Here is a 21,750-nt window from a genome sequence, read left to right as displayed (position 1 = left end):
CACCGGGGACCGGCGAGGTTGCCGGTGAGGCGGGGGCGCCCGACGGCTCGTCGGGCGCCCCTATACCATTTGCGGCATCACTCCCCTTGAGCGACGGTGAGATATCAGCTACTGACGCCGCACCCTCGCGCCACTACTGTCACGTGCACCACAACAGAATCCGCCTCCGGGAGAGGAAAGAGGGAGAACGCGATGAGCGCAGCGGAAGAGGGCCGCAGTCTCGGGGAGCTGGTCGCCTCGGCCGCCGAAGAGCTGTCCGGGCTGGTGCAGGACGAGATCGCCCTGGCCAAGGCCCAGATCAAGCAGGACGTGCAGCGGGCCCTGTGGGGCATCATCGCGGTCGCCGTGGGAGCCGTGCTCGCCCTGTTCGCGCTGGCGCTGCTCAGCTTCGCCGTGGCGGAGGGGCTGCACGAGTGGTGGGGCTGGCCGATCGGCGTGACCCTGGCGCTCGTCGGCGGGGTGTACCTCGCGGCGACCGCGGGGCTGGTCGTGTTCGCGGTGCGGAAGTTCGGCCGCCTGGGCAGTTCGGGGCGTGCCGTCCGGTCCGCCCAGTCGTCGGCCGCCGTGCTGACCCACGTCAAGCCCCACCCGCGGGCCGTTCCGGCGGACAGGGCGGGCTCCGCCCCATGACCCATCCCGATCAGTCGGGGACGCGGTCCTCGGTCATCCTCCGGGACGGTCCCTGGACGCATCGGGACGTCGCCGCCAACGGCGCGCGGTTCCACATCGCGGAGATCGGCGACGGCCCGCTCGTTCTGCTGCTCCACGGGTTCCCCCAGTTCTGGTGGGCCTGGCGGCATCAGTTGACCGCGCTGGCCGGCGCCGGGTTCCGGGCGGTGGCGATGGATCTGCGCGGCGTCGGCGGCAGCGACCGCACGCCGCGCGGGTACGACCCGGCCAACCTCGCGCTCGACGTGACCGGGGTGATCCGCTCCCTCGGCGAGCCGGACGCCGCGCTCGTCGGGCACGACCTGGGCGGGTATCTGGCGTGGACGGCCGCCGTGATGCGGCCCAAGCTCGTACGGCGGCTCGCCGTCGTCTCGATGCCGCATCCGCGGAGCTGGCGCGCGTCGATGCTGCGCGACCCGCGGCAGACCGCCGCCAGCGCCTTCGTGTGGGGGTTCCAGCGCCCCTGGCTGCCCGAGCGGCAGCTCGTCGCCGACGAGGCGGAGGCGGTCGGCCGCCTGCTGCGCGACTGGTCGGGCCCGCGCCAGCCGGAATCCGACGATGTGATGGTCTACCGGCGCGCGATGACGATCCCGTCCACGGCGCACTGCGCGATCGAGCCGTACCGGTGGCTGATCCGCTCGATCGTCCGCCCGGACGGGGTGCAGTTCAACCGGCGGATGAAGCGGCCGGTGCTGGTGCCGACGCTGCACCTGCACGGCTCGCTGGACCCGGTGATGCGCACGCGCAGCTCGGCCGGCTCCGGCGAGTATGTCGAGGCCCCCTACCGCTGGCGGCTCTTCGACGGCCTGGGGCACTTCCCGCACGAGGAGGACCCGGTGGCGTTCAGCACCGAGCTGATCGACTGGCTGCGGGACCCCGAACCGGACCGGTAGAACGGCGCGCCCGGCCCGTTCGCGACCTGCCTCCGGCATAGGCCGACCGAGTTCGCTCCCGGGAGGTTACTGACCTTGGAGCCCGGGCAGGGACGTGGGTATGGGCTGGACGCACGACTACCGTGACGTGGTACGTGATCGACGCGGCGATGGCGCCGCCGCCCGGGCGCGCGGCGCCGTCGGGCGGATCCAGGGCGGCCCCTTGGTGGACCCCCACATCGGTTTTCCGGATATCCTGCGCCGACGCGCACGCTGGGTCAGCGTGCGGCTGCGGCATCCTCGCGGCTGAGCCGCCGCCGAGGACTCACATAGCGCACCCCTGGCTGTCGACCGGTCGGTCGGCGGTGCGGCTCCGCGTGATCGTCTCGCGGACCTCGTCGGCGGTCAGGGCATACCCGGTGCGGTCGTCGTCGAGCGACTTGGCGAAGATCACGCCGTACACCTCGCCGTCCGGCGTGAGGAGCGGGCCGCCCGAGTTCCCGGGGCGGACGGTCGCGTACAGCGCATAGACGTCGCGGCTCACCGTGCCCCGGTGGTAGATGTCGGGGCCTTCCGCCTGGAAGCGTTCGCGGACGCGCGCCGGGCGGACGTCGTACGGGCCGCTCTCGGGGAACCCGGCGATGACCGCGTCGTCCCCGGTGATGGCGTCCCCGTCGCTCAGCTCCAGCGGCGGCGCGTCCAGGCGCGGCACGTCGAGGACGGCGACGTCGCGCTCCCAGTCGTAGAGCACGACCTGGGCCCGGTAGATCCGGCCCTCGCCGCCGACCTGCACGGTGGGCTCGGCGACGCCGCCGACGACGTGCGCGTTGGTCATCACCCGCCCGTCGTCGAAGACGAAGCCGGTGCCCTCCAGGACCTTGCCGCAGCCGGGGGCGGTGCCGGTCACCTTCACGACGGACCGTTTCGCCTCGGCGACGGCCCGGCCGTCCGCCGCCTCCGGGTCGGGGGGCGGGACCTCGGTGATGGGCTCGGTGGCGAACGGCGAGAAGACCTGCGGGAAGCCCTGCTCGGCGAGGACCGAGCCGAAGTCGGTGAACCAGCCGTCGGCCCGCTCGGGCACGACCTGCGAGACGCCCAGCAGGACCTGGGAGCCGCGGACCTCGCGGCCGACGGTGCCCAGCGTGGTGGTGGCGAGGGCGGAGCCGAGCAGCCAGGCGACGAGCAGCATGGCCAGCACGTGGACGAGGGCGCCGCCGGTGGCGTCCAGGGCGCGGGCCGGGGACCAGGTGATGTGGCGCCGCAGCCGGTTGCCCAGGTGGGTGGTGAGGGCCTGGCCGACCGTGGCGCAGACGACGACGGCGCCGACCGCGCCGATCACCGCCGGCTCGCCCGCGTCGCGGGCCTCCCGCCACACCAGCGGGAGGGCCTGGGCGGCGAGCAGCCCGCCGCAGAGGAAGCCGGTGACGGAGAGCACGCCGACGAGGAACCCCTGCCGGTACCCCACCACCGCGAACCAGACGGCGGCGAGCAGCAGCAGGATGTCGAGCCCGTTCATGCCCGATACGGTCTCACGCCCTGTGGTCGAGCGAGATCTCCCGGTGAGGGTCCCAGGGCGCTTCCCAGCCCGCGTAGTGCAGGACGCGGTCGATCACCCCGGCGGTGAAGCCCCACACCAGGGTGCCCGCCACCTCGAAGGCCGGGCCGCGGAACCCGCTGGGGTGGATCGCCGTGCCGCGGCTGTGCCGGTCGGCCAGCACGGCGACGGGAACGGTGAAGACGCGGGCCGTCTCGGCCGGGTCCACGGGCGCCACCGGCGACGGCCGCTCCCACCAGCCGAGGACGGGCGTGACGACGAAGTCGCTCACCGGGATGTACAGCTTCGGGAGGGTGGCGAAGACGCGCACCCCGGTCGGGTCGAGGCCCGTCTCCTCCTCCGCCTCCCGCAGGGCGGCCACCAGCGGGCCCTCGCCCTCCGGGTCGCCGTCCTCCGGGTCGAGGCCGCCGCCGGGGAACGAGGGCTGCCCGGCGTGCGCGCGCAGGCTGGTGGCCCGCTCCAGCAGCAGCAGCTCGGGGCCCTCGGGCCCCTCGCCGAACAGCACCAGCACGGCCGCCGGCCGGCCGCCGGACGGGGGCGGCAGGAAGCGGCTGAGCTGGCGCGGCCTGATGGTGCGGGCCGCGACCGCCAGCGGCCGGAGCCAGTCCGGGACCTCGTCCGGGCCGATGGGCGCGCGGTCGGCCTCGCGGGCACTGGTCATGCGGCTCCTAGGGGCGGGGCGGGCTTGCCCGGGTAGTCGGCGGGCGGCTTGAGCCGCTGGCCCGGCTGCCCGCCCATCTCGTACTTCAGCAGCTTCCTGGCCTTCTCCGGATCCGTCTCGCCCTCGCCGTAGGAGGGGCACAGATGCGCGACGGGGCAGGCACCGCACGCGGGCTTACGGGCGTGACAGATGCGGCGGCCGTGGAAGATGACGCGATGCGAGAGCATCGTCCAGTCCTTCTTGGGGAAGATCGCGGCGACATCGGCCTCGATCTTCTCCGGGTCCTTCTGCTCCGTCCACTTCCAGCGGCGCGTCAGCCGCTGGAAGTGCGTGTCCACGGTGATGCCCGGCCTGCCGAACGCGTTGCCCAACACGACGTGCGCCGTCTTGCGGCCCACGCCGGGGAGCGTCACCAGATCCTCCAGGCGGCCGGGGACCTCGCCGCCGAACCGGTCGCGCAGCCCGGCCGACAGCCCTATCAGCGCCTTGGACTTGCTGCGGAAGAAGCCCGTCGGCCGGATGATCGCCTCCAGCGCCGACGGGTCGGCCGCCGCCATGTCCTCCGGGGTGGGATAGGCGGCGAACAGCGCGGGGGTCGTCTGGTTCACCCGCAGGTCGGTCGTCTGGGCGGACAGGACCGTCGCCACCAGCAGCTCGAACGAGTTCTCGAAGTCGAGCTCGGGGTGCGCGTAGTAATAGACGTCGGCCAGCACCCGGTGGATCTTCCGGGCTCTGCGGACCATGCCGAGCCGGGTCTCCGGCTTCGCCGCCCGGCCCGGGGCGGCGCTCACCGCGGTCGCCCCGCTCACCCGCCTGGCCGCCGGTCGTTCGCTCTCAGCGGAATCCTGGGCTGCGCTCACCCGCCCGGCCCTCCCTCTCTCGCATCGTGGTCACGTCCTGTCTCATGCGCACCACGTGCCTGTTGACCACCCGGCCAGCGTAAACGGCCCCACCGACATTCGCCCGGCCCACCGAGGAATCGGCCGGCGAAAGGGGACCTGGCGTGGGCGCGGCAGTCCCGGTAGGTCAAACTTGTGACTGATAGCACTGCCGAGGTGTCCGGCATCATGAGGGGCGGCCCCTTTGCCGCACCTTGCCGAACCCCGGCCGACAAGGAGAGGAACACGTGGACGACGTTCTGCGGCGAGCCCCGCTGTTCGCGGCGCTCGATGACGAGCAGGCCGCTGAACTGCGCGCCTCCATGTCCGAGGTGACGCTGGCCCGTGGCGACACCCTCTTCCACGAGGGAGACCCGGGCGACCGGCTCTACGTCGTCACCGACGGAAAGGTCAAGCTGCACCGCACCTCTCCCGATGGCCGGGAGAACATGCTGGCAGTGCTCGGTCCGGGTGAGCTGATCGGGGAGCTGTCCCTGTTCGACCCGGGCCCGCGCACCGCCACCGCCACCGCGGTCACCGAGGTGCGGCTCCTGGGCCTCGGGCACAGCGACCTCCAGCCCTGGCTCAGCGCCCGTCCGGAGGTCGCCGCCGCGCTGCTGCGCGCGGTCGCCCGCCGGCTGCGCCGGACCAACGACAGCATGTCCGACCTGGTCTTCTCCGACGTCCCCGGCCGCGTCGCCAAGGCGCTGCTCGACCTGTCGCGCCGCTTCGGCGTCCAGTCGGACGAGGGGATCCACGTCGTGCACGACCTGACGCAGGAGGAGCTGGCCCAGTTGGTCGGCGCCTCCCGCGAGACGGTGAACAAGGCGCTGGCCGACTTCGCGGCCCGTGGCTGGCTCCGGCTGGAGGCCCGCGCGGTCATCCTGCTGGACATCGAGCGTCTGGCCCGCCGCTCCCGGTAGCGGCGTCCTCCCGGCGACCGGCCGCACCTCCGGCCGCGCGTACCCCGGCGCGTTCCACCCCGCGGTCAAGGCGGCGGTGGAACGGGCCGGGTGCGTGCTACACCCACGTGTCGCCCCCACGGTCGCGCTCCCGGCCCGGACCGTGTTCAGAGGAGCCCGTGCTCGCCGAGGTAGTCGAGCTGGGCCCGCACCGACAGCTCGGCCCACGGCCACAGCCCCCGGTCCACGTCGGCGTACACGTGCGCCACGACCGCCTCCGGCGTGCGGAACCCGTTCTCCACCGCCGTCTCCACCTGCGCCAGCCGCTTCGCGCGGTGCACCAGGTAGTAGTCGAGGGCGCCCTGGGCGTCGCCCAGGACCGGGCCGTGCCCCGGCAGGATCGTCCGCACGCCGTCGTCCACGGTCAGCGCGCGCAGCCTGCGCAACGAGTCCAGGTAGTCCCCCAGCCGGCCGTCGGGGTGCGCCACGATGGTGGTGCCCCGGCCCAGCACCGTGTCCCCGGTGAGGACCGCGCCGTCCGCCACGAGGTGGAACGACAGGGAGTCCGCCGTGTGCCCCGGCGTCGGCACCACGCGCAGCTCCAGACCGCCCACGGTGATCACGTCGCCCTGGACGAACCCGTCGTCGCCCAGCCGCAGCGCCGGATCGAGCGCGCGCACCGGCGCACCGGTCAGCTCCGCGAAACGGAACGCGCCGCCGGCGTGGTCCGGGTGGTGGTGCGACAGCAGCGTGAGCGCGACGCGGCGTCCGGCGCTCGCCACCGTGTCCAGCACGTTCCGCAGGTGGCCCTCGTCGTCGGGGCCCGGATCGACGACGACGGCGAGGTCCGAGCCCGGCTCGGCCAGCACCCACGTGTTGGTGCCGTCCAGCGTCATCGGCGACGGGTTGGGCGCCCGCACCGCCGTGGCCCGTTCGGTGATGGGGCCGTCCGGCGGCTGGGGCATCGGCCGCCCCGGCGCCACCGGGGCCCCGCCGGGGGCCTCCTCGGGAGTCTCCCCCGCCCGCAGTGACTCGCTCATGATGTCCGCTCCCCCTCGAAATGCCGAGTATGTGCCTGGCCCGGGCCGTCCGGAGCCGCCACGGGCACGCGACGTTCGAATTCGTCATACCCCGGCCAGCTCACCACCACCTCGTTTCCCACGAGTGTGACCCGTGCCATCACGGGCAGCGCGGCGGTCGCCTCGCGGGCGGGCGCGGTCGCCGCCGCCAGGGCCCGCGCGACCGTGTCGCAGGGCGCCAGCTCGCGCAGCGTCGCGACGGTCGGCGGCAGCATCAGCAGCTCACCGCGCTCGTAGCCGGCGAGCGCCTCGCGCGGGGGGATCCAGACCGCGCGGTCCGCCTCGGTCGAAGCGTTCCGGCCGCGCTGCCCCGGCGGCAGGGCGGCGACGAAGAACCCCGCGTCATACCGCCGCTCCTCGAACTCCGGCGTGATCCACCGCGCCCACGGCCCGAGCAGGTCGGTGCGCACGGTCAGCCCGCGCCGGGCCAGGAACGCGGTGAACGACAGCTCCCGCGCCACCAGCGCCGCCCGGTCCGCCTCCCAGTCCTCGCCCGTGACGTCGGCGACGATCCCGCCGGACGGGTCCCCGGCGAGCAGTACCCCCGCCTCCTCGAACGTCTCCCGGACCGCCGCCCGGACGACCGCGCCCCCGGCGCCGACCGCCGCCACGTCCCGGGGATCGACGGCCCCGCCCGGATACGCGTACGCCCCGCCGGCGAACGCCATCGACGCGCGGCGCCGCAACAGGTACACCTCGACACCGGCCGGCCCGTCCCGCAGCAACATCACGGTGGCGGCCGGGCGCGCCTCCACGGGCGTCAGCTCCCCCCGCACGAAGGCCCGGATCCGCCCCGGCCAGTCGGCCGGGAACCACCGGCCGGCGTTCGATTCCATGCCTGGCTCTTATACACAGACGACGCTGGCGGAGGAGAGGCGAGTGGCGAGACAGCTGGGCGGGCGGGGTAGAAGACTCTCTCCACTGACTGACCTTCAGCACTCTCCCCTGTTACCCACTCCCGGTCCCCCGTCACTTTCCCACCGCCCTCTTCTCCGCCACGTCCAGACATGTGTTCCCGCCCTCCCCCGCACCGTTCACCGCGTCACCGTAACCGGCCCGACGTGACCGCGCCAGACCCGTTCCCCGGAACGACCCGCCGGGGGAATACGCGGCTTATGTCCGGGTACTGGATGTCGGTCCCAGCCCTCACCGCGGAACCGCGCTCCGCCCGCCCCGCCGCGACACGGGAGTTCCCATGGCAAGCGATCTCGGTATCAACCAACGAGCCACGGCCGCCCCGGCCGCCGCCTCCCCGCCGGCGACGCCCGGCGGCGTGTACGTCGTCGCCGACCCGACCCGGCGCGACGGCGAGCGCTGGGACATGCCCGGCCGCGGAACCGTCGTGCCCACGTCCACCGCGGCCCCCCGCCTCGGCACGACGGCACCACCCGTGCCGACGAGCGCGTACCCGGAAGGCAGCGGCACCGACAACCAGCCCCGGCGCTTCTGAGGCGGCCCGCCATGGAGACACTCGTCCTCGTCGGCGACCACGACTTCGACATCGTGATCGACGAACTCCGCACCCTGGCCACGGTGACCCAGGTCCTCCCCCCGCGACTGGCCCCATACGACTCCGCCGACGAAATACGAGATTTCTGCCTGTCTCGTGGGCTCGGGGATGTGTATAAGAGCCAGGCCCCACCCCGCGCGACGGCGCGGCCGACCGGGAACGCCCGCGCGGAACGTACGGACGGGACGACGCGTGTGCTCCTTCCCCCGGTCAGAAAGACCCGCGCTCGCCCGTGTCGCCGCCGCCGTCGGGCACGGCCAGCACGTCGCTGAACCGTGCCACCGTCGGCAGGTCCGGGGCGTCGGCGACGGCGGTCAACGCCCGCAGGCCCTCGGCGAGTCCGCGCCGGGTGTCGGCGGGCAGCCGGTCGACCAGCACGGCGATCTCGCGCCGCCGGTGCGCGAAGAAGCCGGCCACGAGTTCGGCCCCCGCGGGCGTCAGCCGCAACAGAACCTCCGGCCCGGCGTCCGGCTCGATCCGTCCCTCCACCAGCCCGGCGGACTCCAGCCGCGCGACCATGCGCAGCGCGGTGGCGGTGCTCAGGCCGAGATCCCGCGCCAGCGCGGAGAGCGGCACCGGCCCGCTCGTGTCGAGCACGACCAGCCCGCGCAACTGCGGCAGCGTCAAGGTCAGCGTCTCGTCCACGGTGATCAACGCCCGCGCGGACATCGCCACGACCAGCCGTGACGCCGCCATCAGCGAGCTGATCAACTCCTGCGAGAACGCCTCCCCGGCCGTCTCGTTCCCGCCCTCCCCAATCTAGCAGAGCACGTGCAAAATTACATACGAACACGTATCGTCTATTCTTTTTTTTTTTTTTTACAAGCAGAAGCCGGCATACGAGATTTCTGCCTGTCTCGTGGGCTCGGAGATGTGTATAAGAGACGCCCCCGGCACGGCGTGGTACGTGGACGACGTCCCGACGGACGTCCACAACGACCTGACCCCGGCGGAACGCCTGTTCGTGAACACCTGGCACACCCGCCACCACCCCGACCACAAACCCCCGGACGACCCCGCGCGGTGAGGGACGCCGGCCCACGTCCGCCGCATCGGCTTCGGAGGCCACACGGCCTCCGGTGATCACGCGGTGGTTGTTCCCCCATCAGCCCCGGCCGCGAACCGGTCAGTCGGTTCGGTAGACCTCGTGTCAGTACTCTCGCTCTTCTCGCCCGCCTCGATGGCGGCGTGGTGCCGGCGTCGCAGCTCTTCGCGTTCGGCGTCCGGGATCGTCATCGACTCGGCGAGTACGGCGGCGAGCGCGTCCACCTGAGTCGTGTCCACGTCGGCGGGGAAGAGCCACCGGATGTCCTCGTCGCGCGTGATGAGGTCGATCGCCAAGCGCGCACCTCTGTCCTGTGTGGTCGTCGCCCGGACGTATCGCACGTGATCGAGCGGGATGTCCTGCCGGATCTCGGCTTGCTCCAGGAACGCGTTCGTCCTGGCCGTGATGACGCGGCGGTCCGTGACGGCGACCAGTGTCCTTGCCGCGGCTCTGTCCCTCACCACCGCCAGCTTCTCCTTCGCTCCGCCGACGATCGCGGAAAGGGGACCGAGGGCGTCGAGCTGGTCGGGGAAGCCGAGGACACGGAGCGTCTCGCCGTCCGCGAGGAGCCATCGCAGGATGCGCAGGTACGGCGCGAGATCCAGCGACCGGGGTGTGCAGACGACGCCCGGAGCCTTGAGCGGAGGGGCCGGCGGGTGGAGGGCGTCGGCAAGAGGCTCGATCGCCTCCAGGAGACGGGCGGAGATTCCGCGGGCTGCCTTCACGTCCTTCCGCTTCCCCGGCAGTTGCCATGCGTCGGGGCCGGGGAGTTCGGCGGTGATCCGCAGCTCCCGCGCCAGCGCGTCGATGAGCCTCGTCGACGCGGCGAGAGCGGAGTCGAACTCCGCGCGGGTGTCACGGGCGATGACCTCGGCATACTGCGCCTCGGCGGCGTCTTCGCGCCCAGCCGCTCTCGCCCTCGCGGCCCGGAGCGCGTGATACCCGGTCCAAGCCTTGAGAGAGGACAGGAGGGCGTGGGCGTCGAAGGTGATCGCCTCGGCGTTCGTCCGCAGATACTCACGATGGTGGCGTGCGTCGGACCGACCGATCCGCGTGACGTGGTCGCGTACGTTCCCTCGGTAGAGTTCGAGCTGCTTCTGCAGCAGCGCTCCGCTGCCCGCGACGTCCTCCCAGAGGGACGTCGGGACCGATTCGATCTCTCGCGCCTGGTCGACAGCGCGATCGATGGCGGCGACGAGGCCCGTCAGTTCGGCCCACTGCTCCTTGCGGAGGGTGGTGAGCACCTGGCTTGTCACCGCGAGGTTGGTCCTGACGAGACCCGAGACCGCGCTCAGCATCACCTGTAGGGCGACCATGGCCAGCGCCGGCCCGATCGAGGCCGCGGTCTGCGCCTTGCTCACCGTTTCCACGGGGTAGAAGCGGGCCGCATGCAGGATGCGGCCGGGAACCATCACCGTTCCGAGGTTCCCGCCGTCCTTGACGGCGAGCGTCGCGCCGCTCTTCAGCAGGGCTTGTGCCGTGTCGCCGATCCTGTAGAGCCCCCGCACGCCGACGAACGCGTTCCCGAGATTGCCGATCACGGTCGCCGCGTTCCCGATCGAGGCGAGGATCGCCGAGATTTGCTCGCGGTCGGCAGCCGGCACGATCCCGAAGTCGATCAGATCCGGCTTCAGCTCCGGCGGGACCTCACCGGCGACGACGGCCACCCCTGGGAGCACCTCCGCCAGAACCGTCGACGCCGTCGCCGGGTCGGTGTCCGGGTCGGACGTCGGATCGTCCGCAGCAGGTGAGTCGGCGGTATCGCTCCGGCCGTTCTCCTCAGGCTCAGCGATCTCCCCCGGGTCCGAAGGGTCCTGCATGCGATCTCCTCCCCCGCGAGCACGCGCGTCGGCCGGACCTCGTCGGCGTTGACGGCCGAAGTCTACGGCTCAACACCCCGCGATCCAGCCCGAATCCGCCGGGCTGGACCGCACCGGCCGGTACCGGCCACCGCTCTCCCGGGCTCCGCCCCGGGCGGTGGGTCAGCGCAGTCCGGCGAAGAGATCGTTCTCGGGTACGGCCGCGCCGGTGGTGTCCTGGACGCGCAGGAACGTCTCCATGCCCATCAACTCGCCGAACCTCTCCTTGCCCATCCGGAGGAAGAAGATGTTCTCGCCCTGACTGGCGTGCGCGGCCAGCGCGTCGAACTTCTGACCGCTGAACGCGGTGGTGTCCACCCACGTGGTGATCTCGTCGTCGGGAAGGCCGATCTCGGCCATCGCGGCTGCCTCGGCGGGGTCCGGCTCCGGCATGTCCGGATAGAACTCGCGCATGATCTCCTCGAACCGCCGCATCCCCGAGCGGGGCATCGTGGTCCAGTACACCTTCGGTGTCAGCTCGGTCATCTCCACCGCCGCCATCGTGATGCGGTGGGCCTGGATGTGGTCGGGGTGGCCGTAGAAGCCGTTCTCGTCGTAGGTGACGACCACATCGGGCCGGTAGTGCCGCATGAGCTCCGCGAGCCGGGCCGCGCCTTCCTCCACGGGGGTCCGCCAGAAGGAACCGGGGGCGTCGTTGCTCGGCCAGCCCATCATCCCGGAGTCGGCGTAGTCCAGCATCTCCAGGTCGCTGACCTTCAGGACCTCGCAGCTCGCCTCCAGTTCTTTACGGCGCACCAGGGCGACCGCCGCCGGATCGTGCCCGGGATCGCCCGGTTTGATGCCCCCCGGTCCGTCACCACAACCGCCGTCGGTACACGTCACGAGAACCGTGCGGATGCCTTCCGCCGCGTACCGCGCGAGGACCCCGCCGGTTCCGGTGGCCTCGTCGTCGGGATGAGCGTGCACCGCCATGAGCGTCAAGGGCCGGTCAGTCATGTAACAAGTCCTCCCGCAGAAGTACGTCTTGGTCCGAGCGCACGGCAGGCGTACCAGAACGGACGACCCTCCGCCCGCACAGCACCGTCCCCTCAATCGATGCAACAGCACCGACCGGCCCCCCTGTTCCCGCCGCGGCAGCACGTCCCAGCATCGGGGCCTCACGGCCCGTCGCCTCAGTCCCCGAAGAGGTGGCTCGACCACCCGCCGGGCCGGACGGCGAACAGTCGCGACCTTCCGGCGACGGCGCGCCCGTATGCGCCCCGATCGTCGCCATGAGCGACGCTGCCGCTCTCATGAACCTCGATACAGCGCGTGGCCGCGCGGTGTACGAAGCATCCTCGCCCACTGCTGCCGCAGTTCTCAGCTCCACTGGCGCTGCCAGGTCGCCTCGGTTCCCACCCGCGCCGGTCGTGTGAGTCCGCCGCTACACGAACACGCATCCCTGACGGCTCCCCGGACAGGGCGAGAAACCACTCAGGGGCCTGACCCGCCTTAGCAGGTCAGGCCCCTGGCCTGGTGTTTCTCTGTCGGGGTGGCGGGATTGAACCCACGACCTCTTCGTCCCGAACGCGAGCAGCCGCCGGGTGGCCTGCGTCTCCGGTCACCGACCTGGCCGAACGGCCTCCGGCAGAGTCCACAGGCGTCCATAGCCGTCGGCAACAGGGCGCCGCTTTTGGCCCCCTGTTTGGCCCCCGGCGAGGCTGGTAGGCACCGCAGCGGTGGCGCCTAGGGTCGGTTTGGATGAGAGGAGCCTGTGAAGGCCTCTTGCCGACAGGGACAGACAGCACCGATGCCCGAGGGGCCAGTAGCGGATCATCTCAGACGTCAGGCAGCCCAGAGTGTTGGTTCAGCGCCCCGTCGCAGCGTTGCCCGTCAGCGCAGGTCAGCGCTTGAGCCTCGTGCCTGCCCCCGGCAGCCTTGCCGGGGATGCGTACCAGAGCGCTCCGAGGAAGTGGGCCAGGTCGGCAGACCGCCGGCAGGTCACTCGGACGGCTGCCGTTGAGCGGGTTCATCTTTACGCACGCACCCAGCAGTCATAGTGTGGCTTCAGCGCCATCCGTGCAATTCACTTGTTCACAAGCAGGGGATGCAGCTAGAGACGAGGAAGACGATGTTGCTCAACTTCAGGATTGCCAACTTCAGGTCCCTGAAGGAGCCGCAAGAGTTCGACCTGCGGGCCGTCTACGGAGGCCAGCAGGAACCTGCCCTAAACGTGGCCGCGGTTTATGGAGCCAATGCGTCAGGCAAGTCCAACCTGTTGCGCGGGCTGCGCTTTATGCATGACGCGGTACTCGACCATTCCGATTGGAAGACGCGCGGTCGCATCCGCGTTGAACCGTTCTTGCTTGACGACACCTCAAAGGATGAGCCATCGTCGTTTAGCGTTGACTTGCTTGTTCAGGGTGTGCGGTATGTGTACGGCTTTTCTGTGACTCAAGAGAGGGTAGTGGAGGAGTGGCTTCACTCCTTTCCTAAAAAGAAGAAGCGGATACTGTTTGAGCGAGAAGGGGACGAGTATTATTTTGGTCCGAGTTTTGCCTCGGCTCGCGCCAATCTACTGAAAGAAATCACGGACAGTAAAAGCCTCTATCTGTCTAGTGCCGCGAAAGCCAAGCAATCTGAAGCCGCAGCTGTATTCGCTTGGTTCTCTGAATCTCTATGGTTCGTGAGTGATGAGGACGAAAGTCGTCAGCTACAACGGCATATCACTCGCGAAGTCTTGCTCGATGCTGCTATGGCTCCGCGGATTCAGAGCCTTTTGAAGGCTGCAGACCTGGGGATTGAGGAGACGCGAGCCGAGGATGTTTCGACATTCCACTTCGAGGAAGATACTGAGAATCTAGTAGAAGATGGATCGCTTACGATCCGCAGGGACAGGAGTGGTCGAACCGCAATCCTTTACAGGGGGACACCTCCGGAACTAACTGCTGGACTGCGCAATCTCTTGGAGTCTGAGATTTTGGTGCAATTCAAGCACCTGGGTGAGACCCCAATGGATTTCACTCTTTCTCAAGAGTCTCGCGGCACGAAGACCTGGTTTGATATTTCAGGTGTTGTTGTGAGAGCTTTGGAAAATGGGTGGACGCTTGTTGTTGATGAGCTGGATACAAGCCTTCATCCTCTATTGCTAGCCCAAATGATTCGCCTTTTCCAGAACGCCGAGTCGAACGGCACCGGCGCTCAGTTGATTTTTACGACTCATGATGCTTCTCTCATGGGCAGGCATGGTGGCGAAGAGTTGCTGCGGCGCGACGAGATTTGGTTCACGCAGAAGGATGCTAGTACTGGAAGTACGGAGCTCTATCCTTTGACCGACTTCAAACCGCGTGCAGGCTTGAACTGGGAAAAGCGCTATCTCGGCGGAGCCGTCGGGGCCGTTCCGTATATTAATCAACGAGACTTCGAGAACGTAGCATCAGGGGGAAGGGATACTGCGTGAGCCCCAACTTTCGAAGATCCTCTCCTTCGAGGAGAACAGCCGACAGGGCTCGCCGAGAGTTGCGAAAGAGGCTTCTCATTGTCTGCGGTGGAGTAAAGACAGAGAAGGACTACTTTCACGGGATGCGGGATCACTTTCGCAGCCCTAACGTCACCATCAAGGTCGATACGGATGCGCGGTCCCCGCTGCATGTCGTAAGGAAAGCGGCCTCATCATTCCGAAATAATAGTGATGATTTTGACGAATGTTGGGCTGTTTTTGATGTTGACGACTTCGATGTATCTACTGCTGTAGCAGAAGCGAAGAGGGGGAATGTGAATCTGGCGATCTCCAATCCCTGCTTCGAATACTGGCTACTGTTGCATTTCTGTGAGCATCCGGGGAGCATCACAACGAGGAATGCACTAATCAATGTGCGGAAGCACTTGCCGAATTATGATAAGACTCGGCTAAGGTTTAGCGACTATGCTGATGGCGTTGAGGAAGCGGTAGTCAGGGCGGAAATTCGCGACAGGGGCAATAGCTCGGAGCCTGGTGTCAACCCGAGCACCAGAGTTTGGCGAATAGTTGAGCAGGTAACTGCCAAGCAAACCAGTTAGCTTGACGAGATGGTTGGGGCGATCTCCGCAGGCCAGATAGCGTCTGGTTCAAGTATGGAGGCAGCCCAATTACTGAGGCAGAAAACCAGGCTTTTCCCTGCCAAGGGTTCGCAAGCGGGCCAAGTAATCCCTCGCTGCCGGTTCGGCGGCGTACCGCTGTTTCATCTCAGCGGCAAGTTCGCGGCTGGTCATGATGAGCGACGGCACCGACTGACGGTCCCCTTCGAGGGCCCGGTCGCCCATGATGAGTGCCTGATCCAAGTCGCCCTCACGCGCCGCCGTGACTCCGAGCGTGACGCGGGCTTCAGCATTGCGCATCGGCGAGCGCTCGGTGCCGTCGAAGTCTGTTCCCGCTCTCAGCACCTCTTCGGCGAGCGTGCGTGCGAGTTTGTCTTCGCCGACCAGGCGGTAGCAGTCCATCGCGTAGAAGTCGAACTTGGCAGGGTCCACCACGAAGTGGTTGTCCAGGTTCTCGGGGTGCGGCATCCCTTCCAGCAACCGCCCCCGCCTTGGCCTCCTGGCCTGCGAGCTGCACGGCAACGCCGTGGTGCGCCGCCGTCTCGGCTCCGGCCAGCGCCGCTGCGATGACACCGCGGTAATCGCCGGTCGTGAGAGCGAACCACGCCCGCATCTCATGCGCCCACCCGGCGACCTCTGCGTGATCAGCCTCGGTCGCGAGCGAGAGCGCCGCCTGTCGCGTCGACTCAGCAGCGTGGCGGTCGCCCGCGTCGTACTCGACACAGCCGACCAGCAGTGCCAGCCAACCGGACAGTGCCAGCACCTCGCGGTGCTGCGCGAGCGTGAGGCTCTTCGTGTGGAGGTCGACGACACGACGGAGCCACTGCCGCCCCTCTATGAGGAGCTGCTCGCTCGGCATGAACGGGTACTCCGAGGCGAGCCGGTCCGTGGTGATTCGCAGGGCATCGAGAGTGGCGTTGTCGACGTCGGACCGGTTGAGACGGCTCACGATCTCCAGCGTTTCCATGCCGGACGCTGCCAGGATCTCCGCGTTCCCGTCCCGCCGCGTGGGTGCTGGGAAGAGCGCGCGCGTTACGGTGCCGAACAGGGCCGCAATGATCGGTTGGTAGAAGTCGTTCGGCATCTGCCCCGACTCCCAGCGCTTCCACTGGCGAATCATGCTGCCCTCTGCGGGCAACTCCGCCGGAGCGTGCGCCCGCAGCGCCCTGACCGTGTCACGCTGCGACCAGTCACGGGCCGCTCGTTCGACAGCGATGCGCCGCGCCCATGCGGGCCTGTCGTCGGTCATGTGCCTACTCCGAGTCTCACCGCGCGCCAGGGGCAGAGGGGATGGCATCTTTGCCGAAGATCAGGAAGGGGAGGACACGGAGACCGACGAAGAGGGCGACACGGTGGCCTGACCAGGTCCGTTCGGCCTCTGTTCGGCCCCCAGGCATGAAAGAAGCCCATTCGCGATTAAGCGAATGGGCCTCTGACCTGTGTCGGGGTGGCGGGATTTGAACCCACGACCTCTTCGTCCCGAACGAAGCGCGCTGCCAAGCTGCGCCACACCCCGGTGCAGCGGGCACTACTCTAGCCGACCTGTTGGCCGTACGGGAAATCAGCTTTCTCGCGGGGTCAGCGTCAGCAGGGTCGCCTCCGGGGGGCAGGCCAGGCGGAACGGGGTGTAGCGGTTCGTGCCGCAGCCGGCCGAGACGTGGAGGTACGTGCGGTGGCCTGCCGTTTCGTGCGTGGAGAGGCCCTTCACGCGGGCCGCGTCCAGGTCGCAGTTCGTGACCAGCGCGCCGTAGAACGGGACGCAGATCTGGCCGCCGTGGGTGTGGCCGGCCAGGATCAGGGGGTAGCCGTCCGCCGTGAAGGCGTCCAGGGCGCGCAGGTAGGGCGCGTGGACCACGGCCAGGGCGAGGTCGGCGTCGCGGTCGGGGCCGCCGGTGACCTCGTGGTAGCGGTCGCGTTTGATGTGCGGGTCGTCCAGGCCGGTCAGGGCGATCTCGGCGCCGGCCGCCTTGAGGCGGGCGCGGGTGTTGGTGAGGTTCGCCCAGCCCGCCTGGTCGAAGGCATCGCGCAGCTCCCACCAGGGGTTGCGCGGAACGTTGCGGGGCGCCGCGTTGCCGTTGAGGCCGTGGCGGCCGGAGACGCGCTCGGCCAGGTAACGGGCGGGGTTGCGCGGCACCGGGGCGTAGTAGTCGTTCGAGCCGAAGACATACGCGCCGGGGAACTCCATCAGCGGCCCGAGCGCGTCGAGGACCTCGGGGACCGCTTCGGGGTCGGAGAGGTTGTCCCCGGTGTTGACCACGAAGTCCGGCCGGAGCGCCGCGAGGGACTGGAGCCACTGCTGTTTCTTCCGCTGCCCCGACACCATGTGGATGTCCGACACGTGCAGGACGCGGAGCGGGCTCATGCCCGGGGCCAGGACCGGGACGGACGCGCGGCGCAGGCGGAACGAGCGGACCTCGTAGCCGGCCGCGTACGCCGCTGTGGCGGCGGAGAGCGCGGTCACCGTGAGGGCGGCGTTGAGGGGAATGCGGTATCGGGCGCGCATGGGTCCATGGTCCCAGAGTCGGCGAGCCTGTACGTACCGGCTGTCACAATGGGCCCATGACCACGACCCTCAAGTCCCGGCTGCAGAACGACCTGACGGCAGCGATCAAGGAGCGCGACGAACTGCGTTCCGCCACTCTGCGGATGACGCTGGCCGCGATCACCATGGAGGAGGTCGCGGGGAAGGCGGCCCGCGAGCTGTCCGACGACGAGGTCGTGAAGGTGATCACGCGGGAGGCGAAGAAGCGGCGGGAGGCGGCCGAGGCGTTCGACACGGGTGGGCGGCCGGAGCAGGCGGAACGGGAGCGGGCCGAGGGGGAGGTGCTGGCGGCGTACCTGCCGCAGCAGCTCGGCGACGAGGAGTGGGACGCGCTCGTCGCGCAGGCCGTGGCGGAGGCGCGGGCGGGCGGCGCCGAGGGGCCGCGGGCGATGGGTGCCGTGATGAAGATCGTCAACCCGAAGGTCGCCGGCCGGGCCGAGGGCGGCCGGGTCGCGGCGTCGGTCAAGCGGGCCCTGGCGGAGTAACGCCGCCCGGCGGATCAACGGTCACCGCTCGCCGTCGCCCAGGAGCGCGGACGGGAACGGCGGACGACTCCGGGGAGAACGACCAACGGCTCTCCGCCGCCCTGACGTTGCCGTGCCACCGGGAACGGTGTGTCCGCCGCCCTCAACGGTCAACGGCCGACCGCGGCCGAACCAGCGGTCAGCGGTCGGGACGGCGCCCAGCGCAGCCGCGCGGGGCGAGCCCCCGGGAGCGGCGGCGAGGACGCCGAACGGCTCGCCGTCCGCGCCGAGCGTTCGAGACCGCACGGGGACGGCGACAAACCCGCCACGCTCAACAGCCACCAGCGGGTGCGCGACTACGCGGACCGTTACCCGAGAGGGCGGCCAACGCCCAACAGCCGTCAGCGGGTGCGCAGCCGCGCGGGTTCCATGGCCGAGGCGGCGGCCAACGGCGGCCGTCAGCGGATGCGCGACCACACCGGACGGCAGCCGACGCGCCCGCGCGGGGCGAGGCCGGGGAACGGTGGGGAGGACGCCGCCGGCTCGCGACCGCGCCGAGTGCGTGCGGGCCCGCTTCGCCACCCCACACCCCGAGGTGCCGGCGGGGTCGAGACCGCACGGGGACGGCGACAAACCGGCCACGCCCCACAGCCGTCAGCGGGTGCGCCTCGCGCGGGTGGATACCCGGGAACGGCGGCCAACGCCCAGCAGCGGTCAGCCGGTACGCGCCGCGCGGGGCAGTGGCGAGCAACCCACCCGCGCCCAACAGCCGTCAGCGGGTGGACTTCCGCGCGAGTCCATGGCCGGGGCGGCGGCCAACAGCAGTCGTCAGCGGATACGCGACCACGCCGGGCGGCGGCCGACGCAGCCACGCGGGGTGAGGCTCCGGGGGCGGTGAGGAGGACGCCGACCGGCTCGCGTCCCCGCCGAGCGCATGCAGGCCCACTTCACCGACCCGGATACTGAGGTGCCGGCGGGTCCGAGTCCGCACGGGGACGGCGACAAACGCGCCGCGCCCAACGGCCGTCAGCGGGTGCCGCCTCCGCGTGGGTCCATGGCCGGGACGGTGGCCGACAGCAGCCGGCAGCGGATGTGCGACCGTGCCGAACGGCAGCCAACGCGCCCGCGCCCAACCCGCACGGGTCGATACCCGGGAACGGCGGCCAACGCCTCACCGCCGTCAGCGGGTTCGCAGAAGGCCGGGCAGGCGGTGGGTCATGGGCCGTTGGTGTTGCCGTTGCTGTTGCCGTTGTTCCAGTCGTCCGGCCAGTCGAAGTCGGGCCAGTCGTCGAAGTCCGTGTTGCCGTCGCCGAAGATGTCGCCGCCGGTGTCCGTGCCGGGGTCGTCGCCGAAGATGTCGCCGGTGTCGCCGCCGGTGTCGTTGTCGCCGTTGCCCGGGTCGGTGTCGGGGTTGTCGTCGCCGCCATTGTCGGGGGCGCGGCGGTCGGTGCCTCGGGGGACGTCCACGTCGGTGAAGTTGGATGCCGGGACGTCGGCGAGCGCGCCGGTCATGGCCTGGCTCCAGATGGGGCCGGCCACGCCCGCGCCGCTGGCCTGCTCGAAGTACCGTCCGCCGATGTAGATGTTCTCCATCGGCAGCCGCCCGGTGTCGCTGCCGACGTGGACGGCGGTCGAGATGTCGGGGGTGTAGCCGACGAACCACACGTCCACGCGGTCGTCGGTGGTGCCGGTCTTGCCCGCGTTGTCCCGGTCCTGGAGGCCGACCGCCGCGCCGGTGCCGTCCTCGACCACGCCGCCGAGCATCACGTTGATGCTGTCGGCGGTGTGCTCGGACATCACGCGGGTGCACTCGGACTCGGGAACGGTCATCTCCACGCCGTCCGCGTCGGTGACGGCGGTGATGGCGACCGGTTCGCAGTACGTGCCCCGGTTGGCGAACGTGGCGTACGCGTTGGCCATCATCAGCGGGGTGGTCTCCTGACCGCCCAGCGTGACGGAGGGGCGGGCCTCCAGCGGGGTGTCGTCGCCGCGCTCGACGCCCAGCTCGCCGGCCATGGTGATGGTCTCGCAGAGGCCGACCTCGCGTTCCAGCTCCACGAAGTACGTGTTGATGGACTGGGCGAGGGCGGAGGTCATGTCCCAGGTGCCGGTCTCGTCCTCGCGCTCGTTCACCACCGTCCACTCGGGGTCGCCGTCGGGCGAGGGGTACGGCGTGTTGTCGCAGGTGCGGAAGTCGGCGTAGGGGACGGAGTGTTCGTACCCGGTGGTGTACTGCTGCGCCGGGGAGATGCCCTGTTCGAGCGCGGCGGCGGCGGTGAACGGTTTGAACGTCGAGCCGGGCTGGAAGCCGCTGGTGCTGCCGCCCATGTCGTGGGAGACGTTCAGGTTGATGACCGTCTCGTGCTGCTCGGCGTCGTTGCCGTAGGGGCGGCTCTGGGCCATGGAGAGGATGTGGCCGGTGCCGGGCTCGACCTGGACGACGGCGGCGGCGACCTCGTCGTCCTCGTACACGTGGTCACGGGCGGCCTGGGCGGCGGCCTGCTGGTCGCCGGGGTCGAGCGTGGTCTGGATGGTGAGGCCGCCCAGCGCCCACAGCGCGTTGCGCTCCTCGGGGGTCTCGCCGAAGGCCGGGTTGCTGAGGAACTCCTGCTTGACGTAGTCGCAGAAGAAGCCCGCGTCGTTGACGGCGGTGATGCAGCCGTTGCGCGGCTCGCTCACGTCGAGTCCGAGGTCGTGGGCCATGGCCTCGTCGGCCTCGGACTGGGTGATGTCGCCGGTCTCGACCATGCGCGTCAGCACGGTGTCGCGGCGTTCGAGCGCGGCGTCGGGGGCGTTGAGCGGGTCGTACGCGGTCGGGGACTGGACGAGCCCGGCGAGCAGGGCGGCCTCGTGGAGCTCCAGCTCGGCGGCGGGCTTGGAGAAGTACCGCTGGGCGGCGGCCTCGATGCCGTACGCCTGCTGCCCGAAATAGGTGATGTTGAGGTAGTTCTCCAGGATCTCGTCCTTGGTCAGCTCCTGCTCGACCTGGATCGCGTACTGGATCTCCCGGATCTTGCGGCCCACGCCCGCGGCGCCGGTCTGGGTCGTCGCCTCGGCCACGGCCTCCTCGTCCTCGCCGGCGGCCTCGACGAAGACGTTCTTCACGTACTGCTGGGTGAGGGTCGAGGCGCCTTCGGCGACGCCGCCCTCCTCGACGTTCCGGGTGAGGGCGCGCAGGATGCCGCGCAGATCGACGGCGCCGTGCTCGTAGAACCGGGCGTCCTCGATCGCGACGATGGCCTCGCGGACGTGCTCGGACATGTCCTCCAGCGGAACGACGGTCCGGTTCCGCGAGTAAACCTCGGCGATCGTCCCGCCCTCGGCGTCGAGGATCGTCGTCTTCTGGCTCAGCGGGGGCTGCTCCATCATGGCGGGGATCTCGTCGAAGCCCGCCATGGTGCCCCGGGCCGCGAGACCCAGCGCCCCCACGGCGGGCAGGGCGAGGCCCGCCAGCACCGCGCCGGACAGGACGCTGACCCCCAGAAGCTTTGCCGCCTGCTGGGCCGCGCTGGTTCCGCCGCCCGGACGCCTTCTCACCATACGAACAGCCTACGTTCTTAAAAGCCGGACAAGGAGCCAACCGTTCGCCTAAGCTACTAACGGGTTCACATAAGGCTTCGGCCGAGTCAAGTACGCCCTCCTCCGAACGAGTGAGATCGCGGGGATGAGGCGTGAAACGCCGGCACCCCGGTGACCA

Annotated in this window: 20 protein-coding genes and 1 tRNA gene; 9 read left to right on the top strand and 12 right to left on the bottom strand. The window is 69.9% G+C overall.

Translation table 11 applies throughout. The features are described from left to right. The first annotated feature begins 192 nt into the window (after nucleotides 1-192). The 3 genes from BN2279_RS17275 to BN2279_RS27885 all read left to right on the top strand — a co-directional run bounded on the left by BN2279_RS17275 (nucleotide 193) and on the right by BN2279_RS27885 (nucleotide 1,851). Complete coding sequence (locus BN2279_RS17275; protein WP_059010560.1) at nucleotides 193-630, top strand: phage holin family protein; 438 nt, start codon at nucleotides 193-195, stop codon at nucleotides 628-630. After that, nucleotides 627-1,562, top strand: a complete 936-nt coding sequence (locus BN2279_RS17270) for an alpha/beta fold hydrolase (RefSeq protein WP_059010557.1) — start codon at nucleotides 627-629, stop codon at nucleotides 1,560-1,562. The genes BN2279_RS17275 and BN2279_RS17270 overlap by 4 nt, the downstream gene beginning before the upstream one ends. 100 nt (nucleotides 1,563-1,662) lie before the next feature. Next, nucleotides 1,663-1,851 (top strand): hypothetical protein, encoded by a 189-nt coding sequence (locus tag BN2279_RS27885; protein ID WP_079032240.1) that lies wholly within the window; start codon nucleotides 1,663-1,665, stop codon nucleotides 1,849-1,851. A gap of 15 nt (nucleotides 1,852-1,866) precedes the next feature. On the opposite strand, the gene BN2279_RS17265 is transcribed toward BN2279_RS27885, so the two are convergent. The 3 genes from BN2279_RS17265 to nth are packed head-to-tail and all read right to left on the bottom strand — an operon-like array spanning nucleotide 1,867 to nucleotide 4,500. Next, a complete protein-coding gene (locus BN2279_RS17265; RefSeq protein WP_059010555.1) occupies nucleotides 1,867-3,057 on the bottom strand; it encodes a MarP family serine protease in 1,191 nt (396 codons plus the stop codon). 13 nt (nucleotides 3,058-3,070) lie between these two features. Beyond that, nucleotides 3,071-3,757 (bottom strand): NUDIX hydrolase, encoded by a 687-nt coding sequence (locus BN2279_RS17260; protein ID WP_059010553.1) that lies wholly within the window; start codon nucleotides 3,755-3,757, stop codon nucleotides 3,071-3,073. Then, a complete protein-coding gene (gene nth / locus BN2279_RS17255) occupies nucleotides 3,754-4,500 on the bottom strand; it encodes an endonuclease III (RefSeq protein ID WP_104531062.1) in 747 nt (248 codons plus the stop codon). Before nth ends, BN2279_RS17260 begins: the two co-directional genes overlap by 4 nt. Nucleotides 4,501-4,883: 383 nt before the next feature. On the opposite strand from nth, the gene BN2279_RS17250 reads away from it, so the two are divergent. After that, on the top strand, nucleotides 4,884-5,558 hold the full coding sequence (locus BN2279_RS17250; protein WP_059010548.1) for a Crp/Fnr family transcriptional regulator: 675 nt from the start codon (nucleotides 4,884-4,886) through the stop codon (nucleotides 5,556-5,558). Nucleotides 5,559-5,704: 146 nt separating this feature from the next. Here BN2279_RS17250 and BN2279_RS17245 read toward each other — a convergent pair whose 3' ends face one another. Together BN2279_RS17245 and BN2279_RS17240 are read right to left on the bottom strand one after the other, a co-directional pair. Then, nucleotides 5,705-6,577, bottom strand: a complete 873-nt coding sequence (locus tag BN2279_RS17245; RefSeq protein ID WP_079032238.1) for an MBL fold metallo-hydrolase — start codon at nucleotides 6,575-6,577, stop codon at nucleotides 5,705-5,707. After that, entirely contained in the window at nucleotides 6,574-7,452 is an 879-nt protein-coding gene (locus tag BN2279_RS17240) for an NUDIX hydrolase (protein WP_059010546.1), read from the bottom strand. Before BN2279_RS17240 ends, BN2279_RS17245 begins: the two co-directional genes overlap by 4 nt. Nucleotides 7,453-7,811: 359 nt before the next feature. Here BN2279_RS17240 and BN2279_RS17235 point away from each other — a divergent pair, with 359 nt between their 5' ends. Then, entirely contained in the window at nucleotides 7,812-8,066 is a 255-nt protein-coding gene (locus BN2279_RS17235; protein WP_059010544.1) for a hypothetical protein, read from the top strand. Between the two features lie 270 nt (nucleotides 8,067-8,336). Here the strand turns inward: BN2279_RS17235 and BN2279_RS17230 are convergent, their stop codons facing one another. Then, nucleotides 8,337-8,837, bottom strand: a complete 501-nt coding sequence (locus BN2279_RS17230) for a MarR family winged helix-turn-helix transcriptional regulator (RefSeq protein WP_234347971.1) — start codon at nucleotides 8,835-8,837, stop codon at nucleotides 8,337-8,339. Between the two features lie 160 nt (nucleotides 8,838-8,997). On the opposite strand from BN2279_RS17230, the gene BN2279_RS29425 reads away from it, so the two are divergent. Beyond that, nucleotides 8,998-9,153 carry a hypothetical protein gene (locus BN2279_RS29425; protein WP_159037249.1) on the top strand — a complete coding sequence of 52 codons (156 nt, stop codon included), beginning with the start codon at nucleotides 8,998-9,000 and terminating at the stop codon, nucleotides 9,151-9,153. 56 nt (nucleotides 9,154-9,209) lie between these two features. Here BN2279_RS29425 and BN2279_RS17225 read toward each other — a convergent pair whose 3' ends face one another. Together BN2279_RS17225 and BN2279_RS17220 are read right to left on the bottom strand one after the other, a co-directional pair. After that, nucleotides 9,210-10,991 (bottom strand): hypothetical protein, encoded by a 1,782-nt coding sequence (locus tag BN2279_RS17225; RefSeq protein ID WP_059010542.1) that lies wholly within the window; start codon nucleotides 10,989-10,991, stop codon nucleotides 9,210-9,212. A 162-nt stretch (nucleotides 10,992-11,153) separates the two neighbouring features. Next, the gene (locus BN2279_RS17220; RefSeq protein ID WP_059010540.1) at nucleotides 11,154-11,987 is read right to left on the bottom strand and encodes a PIG-L family deacetylase; all 834 of its coding nucleotides are present in this window, start codon (nucleotides 11,985-11,987) and stop codon (nucleotides 11,154-11,156) included. A gap of 1,114 nt (nucleotides 11,988-13,101) precedes the next feature. On the opposite strand from BN2279_RS17220, the gene BN2279_RS27880 reads away from it, so the two are divergent. After that, entirely contained in the window at nucleotides 13,102-14,430 is a 1,329-nt protein-coding gene (locus BN2279_RS27880; RefSeq protein WP_159037248.1) for an AAA family ATPase, read from the top strand. Continuing rightward, on the top strand, nucleotides 14,427-15,029 hold the full coding sequence (locus tag BN2279_RS31525) for an RloB family protein (protein WP_159037247.1): 603 nt from the start codon (nucleotides 14,427-14,429) through the stop codon (nucleotides 15,027-15,029). The genes BN2279_RS27880 and BN2279_RS31525 overlap by 4 nt, the downstream gene beginning before the upstream one ends. Before the next feature lie 69 nt (nucleotides 15,030-15,098). On the opposite strand, the gene BN2279_RS30715 is transcribed toward BN2279_RS31525, so the two are convergent. The 3 genes from BN2279_RS30715 to BN2279_RS17200 all read right to left on the bottom strand — a co-directional run bounded on the left by BN2279_RS30715 (nucleotide 15,099) and on the right by BN2279_RS17200 (nucleotide 17,550). After that, a complete protein-coding gene (locus BN2279_RS30715; protein ID WP_234347970.1) occupies nucleotides 15,099-15,527 on the bottom strand; it encodes a hypothetical protein in 429 nt (142 codons plus the stop codon). Nucleotides 15,528-16,489: 962 nt separating this feature from the next. Further along, nucleotides 16,490-16,563: transfer RNA gene (locus BN2279_RS17205), tRNA-Pro, on the bottom strand. 45 nt (nucleotides 16,564-16,608) lie between these two features. Then, nucleotides 16,609-17,550: a metallophosphoesterase gene (locus tag BN2279_RS17200; protein ID WP_059010534.1), complete on the bottom strand. Its 942-nt coding sequence runs from the start codon at nucleotides 17,548-17,550 to the stop codon at nucleotides 16,609-16,611. Between the two features lie 56 nt (nucleotides 17,551-17,606). Between BN2279_RS17200 and BN2279_RS17195 the strand changes: the two genes are divergently transcribed. Then, a complete protein-coding gene (locus BN2279_RS17195) occupies nucleotides 17,607-18,074 on the top strand; it encodes a GatB/YqeY domain-containing protein (protein WP_059010532.1) in 468 nt (155 codons plus the stop codon). A gap of 1,194 nt (nucleotides 18,075-19,268) precedes the next feature. Here BN2279_RS17195 and BN2279_RS17190 read toward each other — a convergent pair. Further along, nucleotides 19,269-21,593, bottom strand: a complete 2,325-nt coding sequence (locus BN2279_RS17190) for a transglycosylase domain-containing protein (protein ID WP_079032235.1) — start codon at nucleotides 21,591-21,593, stop codon at nucleotides 19,269-19,271. Nucleotides 21,594-21,750 lie beyond the last annotated feature (157 nt).

Source organism: Streptomyces specialis, from assembly GCF_001493375.1.
GTDB classification, from domain to species: Bacteria; Actinomycetota; Actinomycetes; order Streptomycetales; family Streptomycetaceae; genus Streptomyces; species Streptomyces specialis.
This window is presented reverse-complemented; position numbering and strand designations above follow the sequence as displayed.

Coding starts and splice junctions, on each gene's coding strand:
- BN2279_RS17245 (WP_079032238.1), bottom strand. CDS start 6,577: ATGAGCGAGTCACTGCGGGCGGGGGAGACTCCCGAGGAGGCCCCCGGC.
- BN2279_RS17235 (WP_059010544.1), top strand. CDS start 7,812: ATGGCAAGCGATCTCGGTATCAACCAACGAGCCACGGCCGCCCCGGCC.
- BN2279_RS27880 (WP_159037248.1), top strand. CDS start 13,102: ATGTTGCTCAACTTCAGGATTGCCAACTTCAGGTCCCTGAAGGAGCCG.
- BN2279_RS17190 (WP_079032235.1), bottom strand. CDS start 21,593: ATGGTGAGAAGGCGTCCGGGCGGCGGAACCAGCGCGGCCCAGCAGGCG.
- BN2279_RS17265 (WP_059010555.1), bottom strand. CDS start 3,057: ATGAACGGGCTCGACATCCTGCTGCTGCTCGCCGCCGTCTGGTTCGCG.
- BN2279_RS17275 (WP_059010560.1), top strand. CDS start 193: ATGAGCGCAGCGGAAGAGGGCCGCAGTCTCGGGGAGCTGGTCGCCTCG.
- BN2279_RS17240 (WP_059010546.1), bottom strand. CDS start 7,452: ATGGAATCGAACGCCGGCCGGTGGTTCCCGGCCGACTGGCCGGGGCGG.
- BN2279_RS17260 (WP_059010553.1), bottom strand. CDS start 3,757: ATGACCAGTGCCCGCGAGGCCGACCGCGCGCCCATCGGCCCGGACGAG.
- BN2279_RS17225 (WP_059010542.1), bottom strand. CDS start 10,991: ATGCAGGACCCTTCGGACCCGGGGGAGATCGCTGAGCCTGAGGAGAAC.
- nth (WP_104531062.1), bottom strand. CDS start 4,500: ATGGTCCGCAGAGCCCGGAAGATCCACCGGGTGCTGGCCGACGTCTAT.
- BN2279_RS29425 (WP_159037249.1), top strand. CDS start 8,998: ATGTGTATAAGAGACGCCCCCGGCACGGCGTGGTACGTGGACGACGTC.
- BN2279_RS27885 (WP_079032240.1), top strand. CDS start 1,663: ATGGGCTGGACGCACGACTACCGTGACGTGGTACGTGATCGACGCGGC.
- BN2279_RS17220 (WP_059010540.1), bottom strand. CDS start 11,987: ATGACTGACCGGCCCTTGACGCTCATGGCGGTGCACGCTCATCCCGAC.
- BN2279_RS17270 (WP_059010557.1), top strand. CDS start 627: ATGACCCATCCCGATCAGTCGGGGACGCGGTCCTCGGTCATCCTCCGG.
- BN2279_RS17200 (WP_059010534.1), bottom strand. CDS start 17,550: ATGCGCGCCCGATACCGCATTCCCCTCAACGCCGCCCTCACGGTGACC.
- BN2279_RS17195 (WP_059010532.1), top strand. CDS start 17,607: ATGACCACGACCCTCAAGTCCCGGCTGCAGAACGACCTGACGGCAGCG.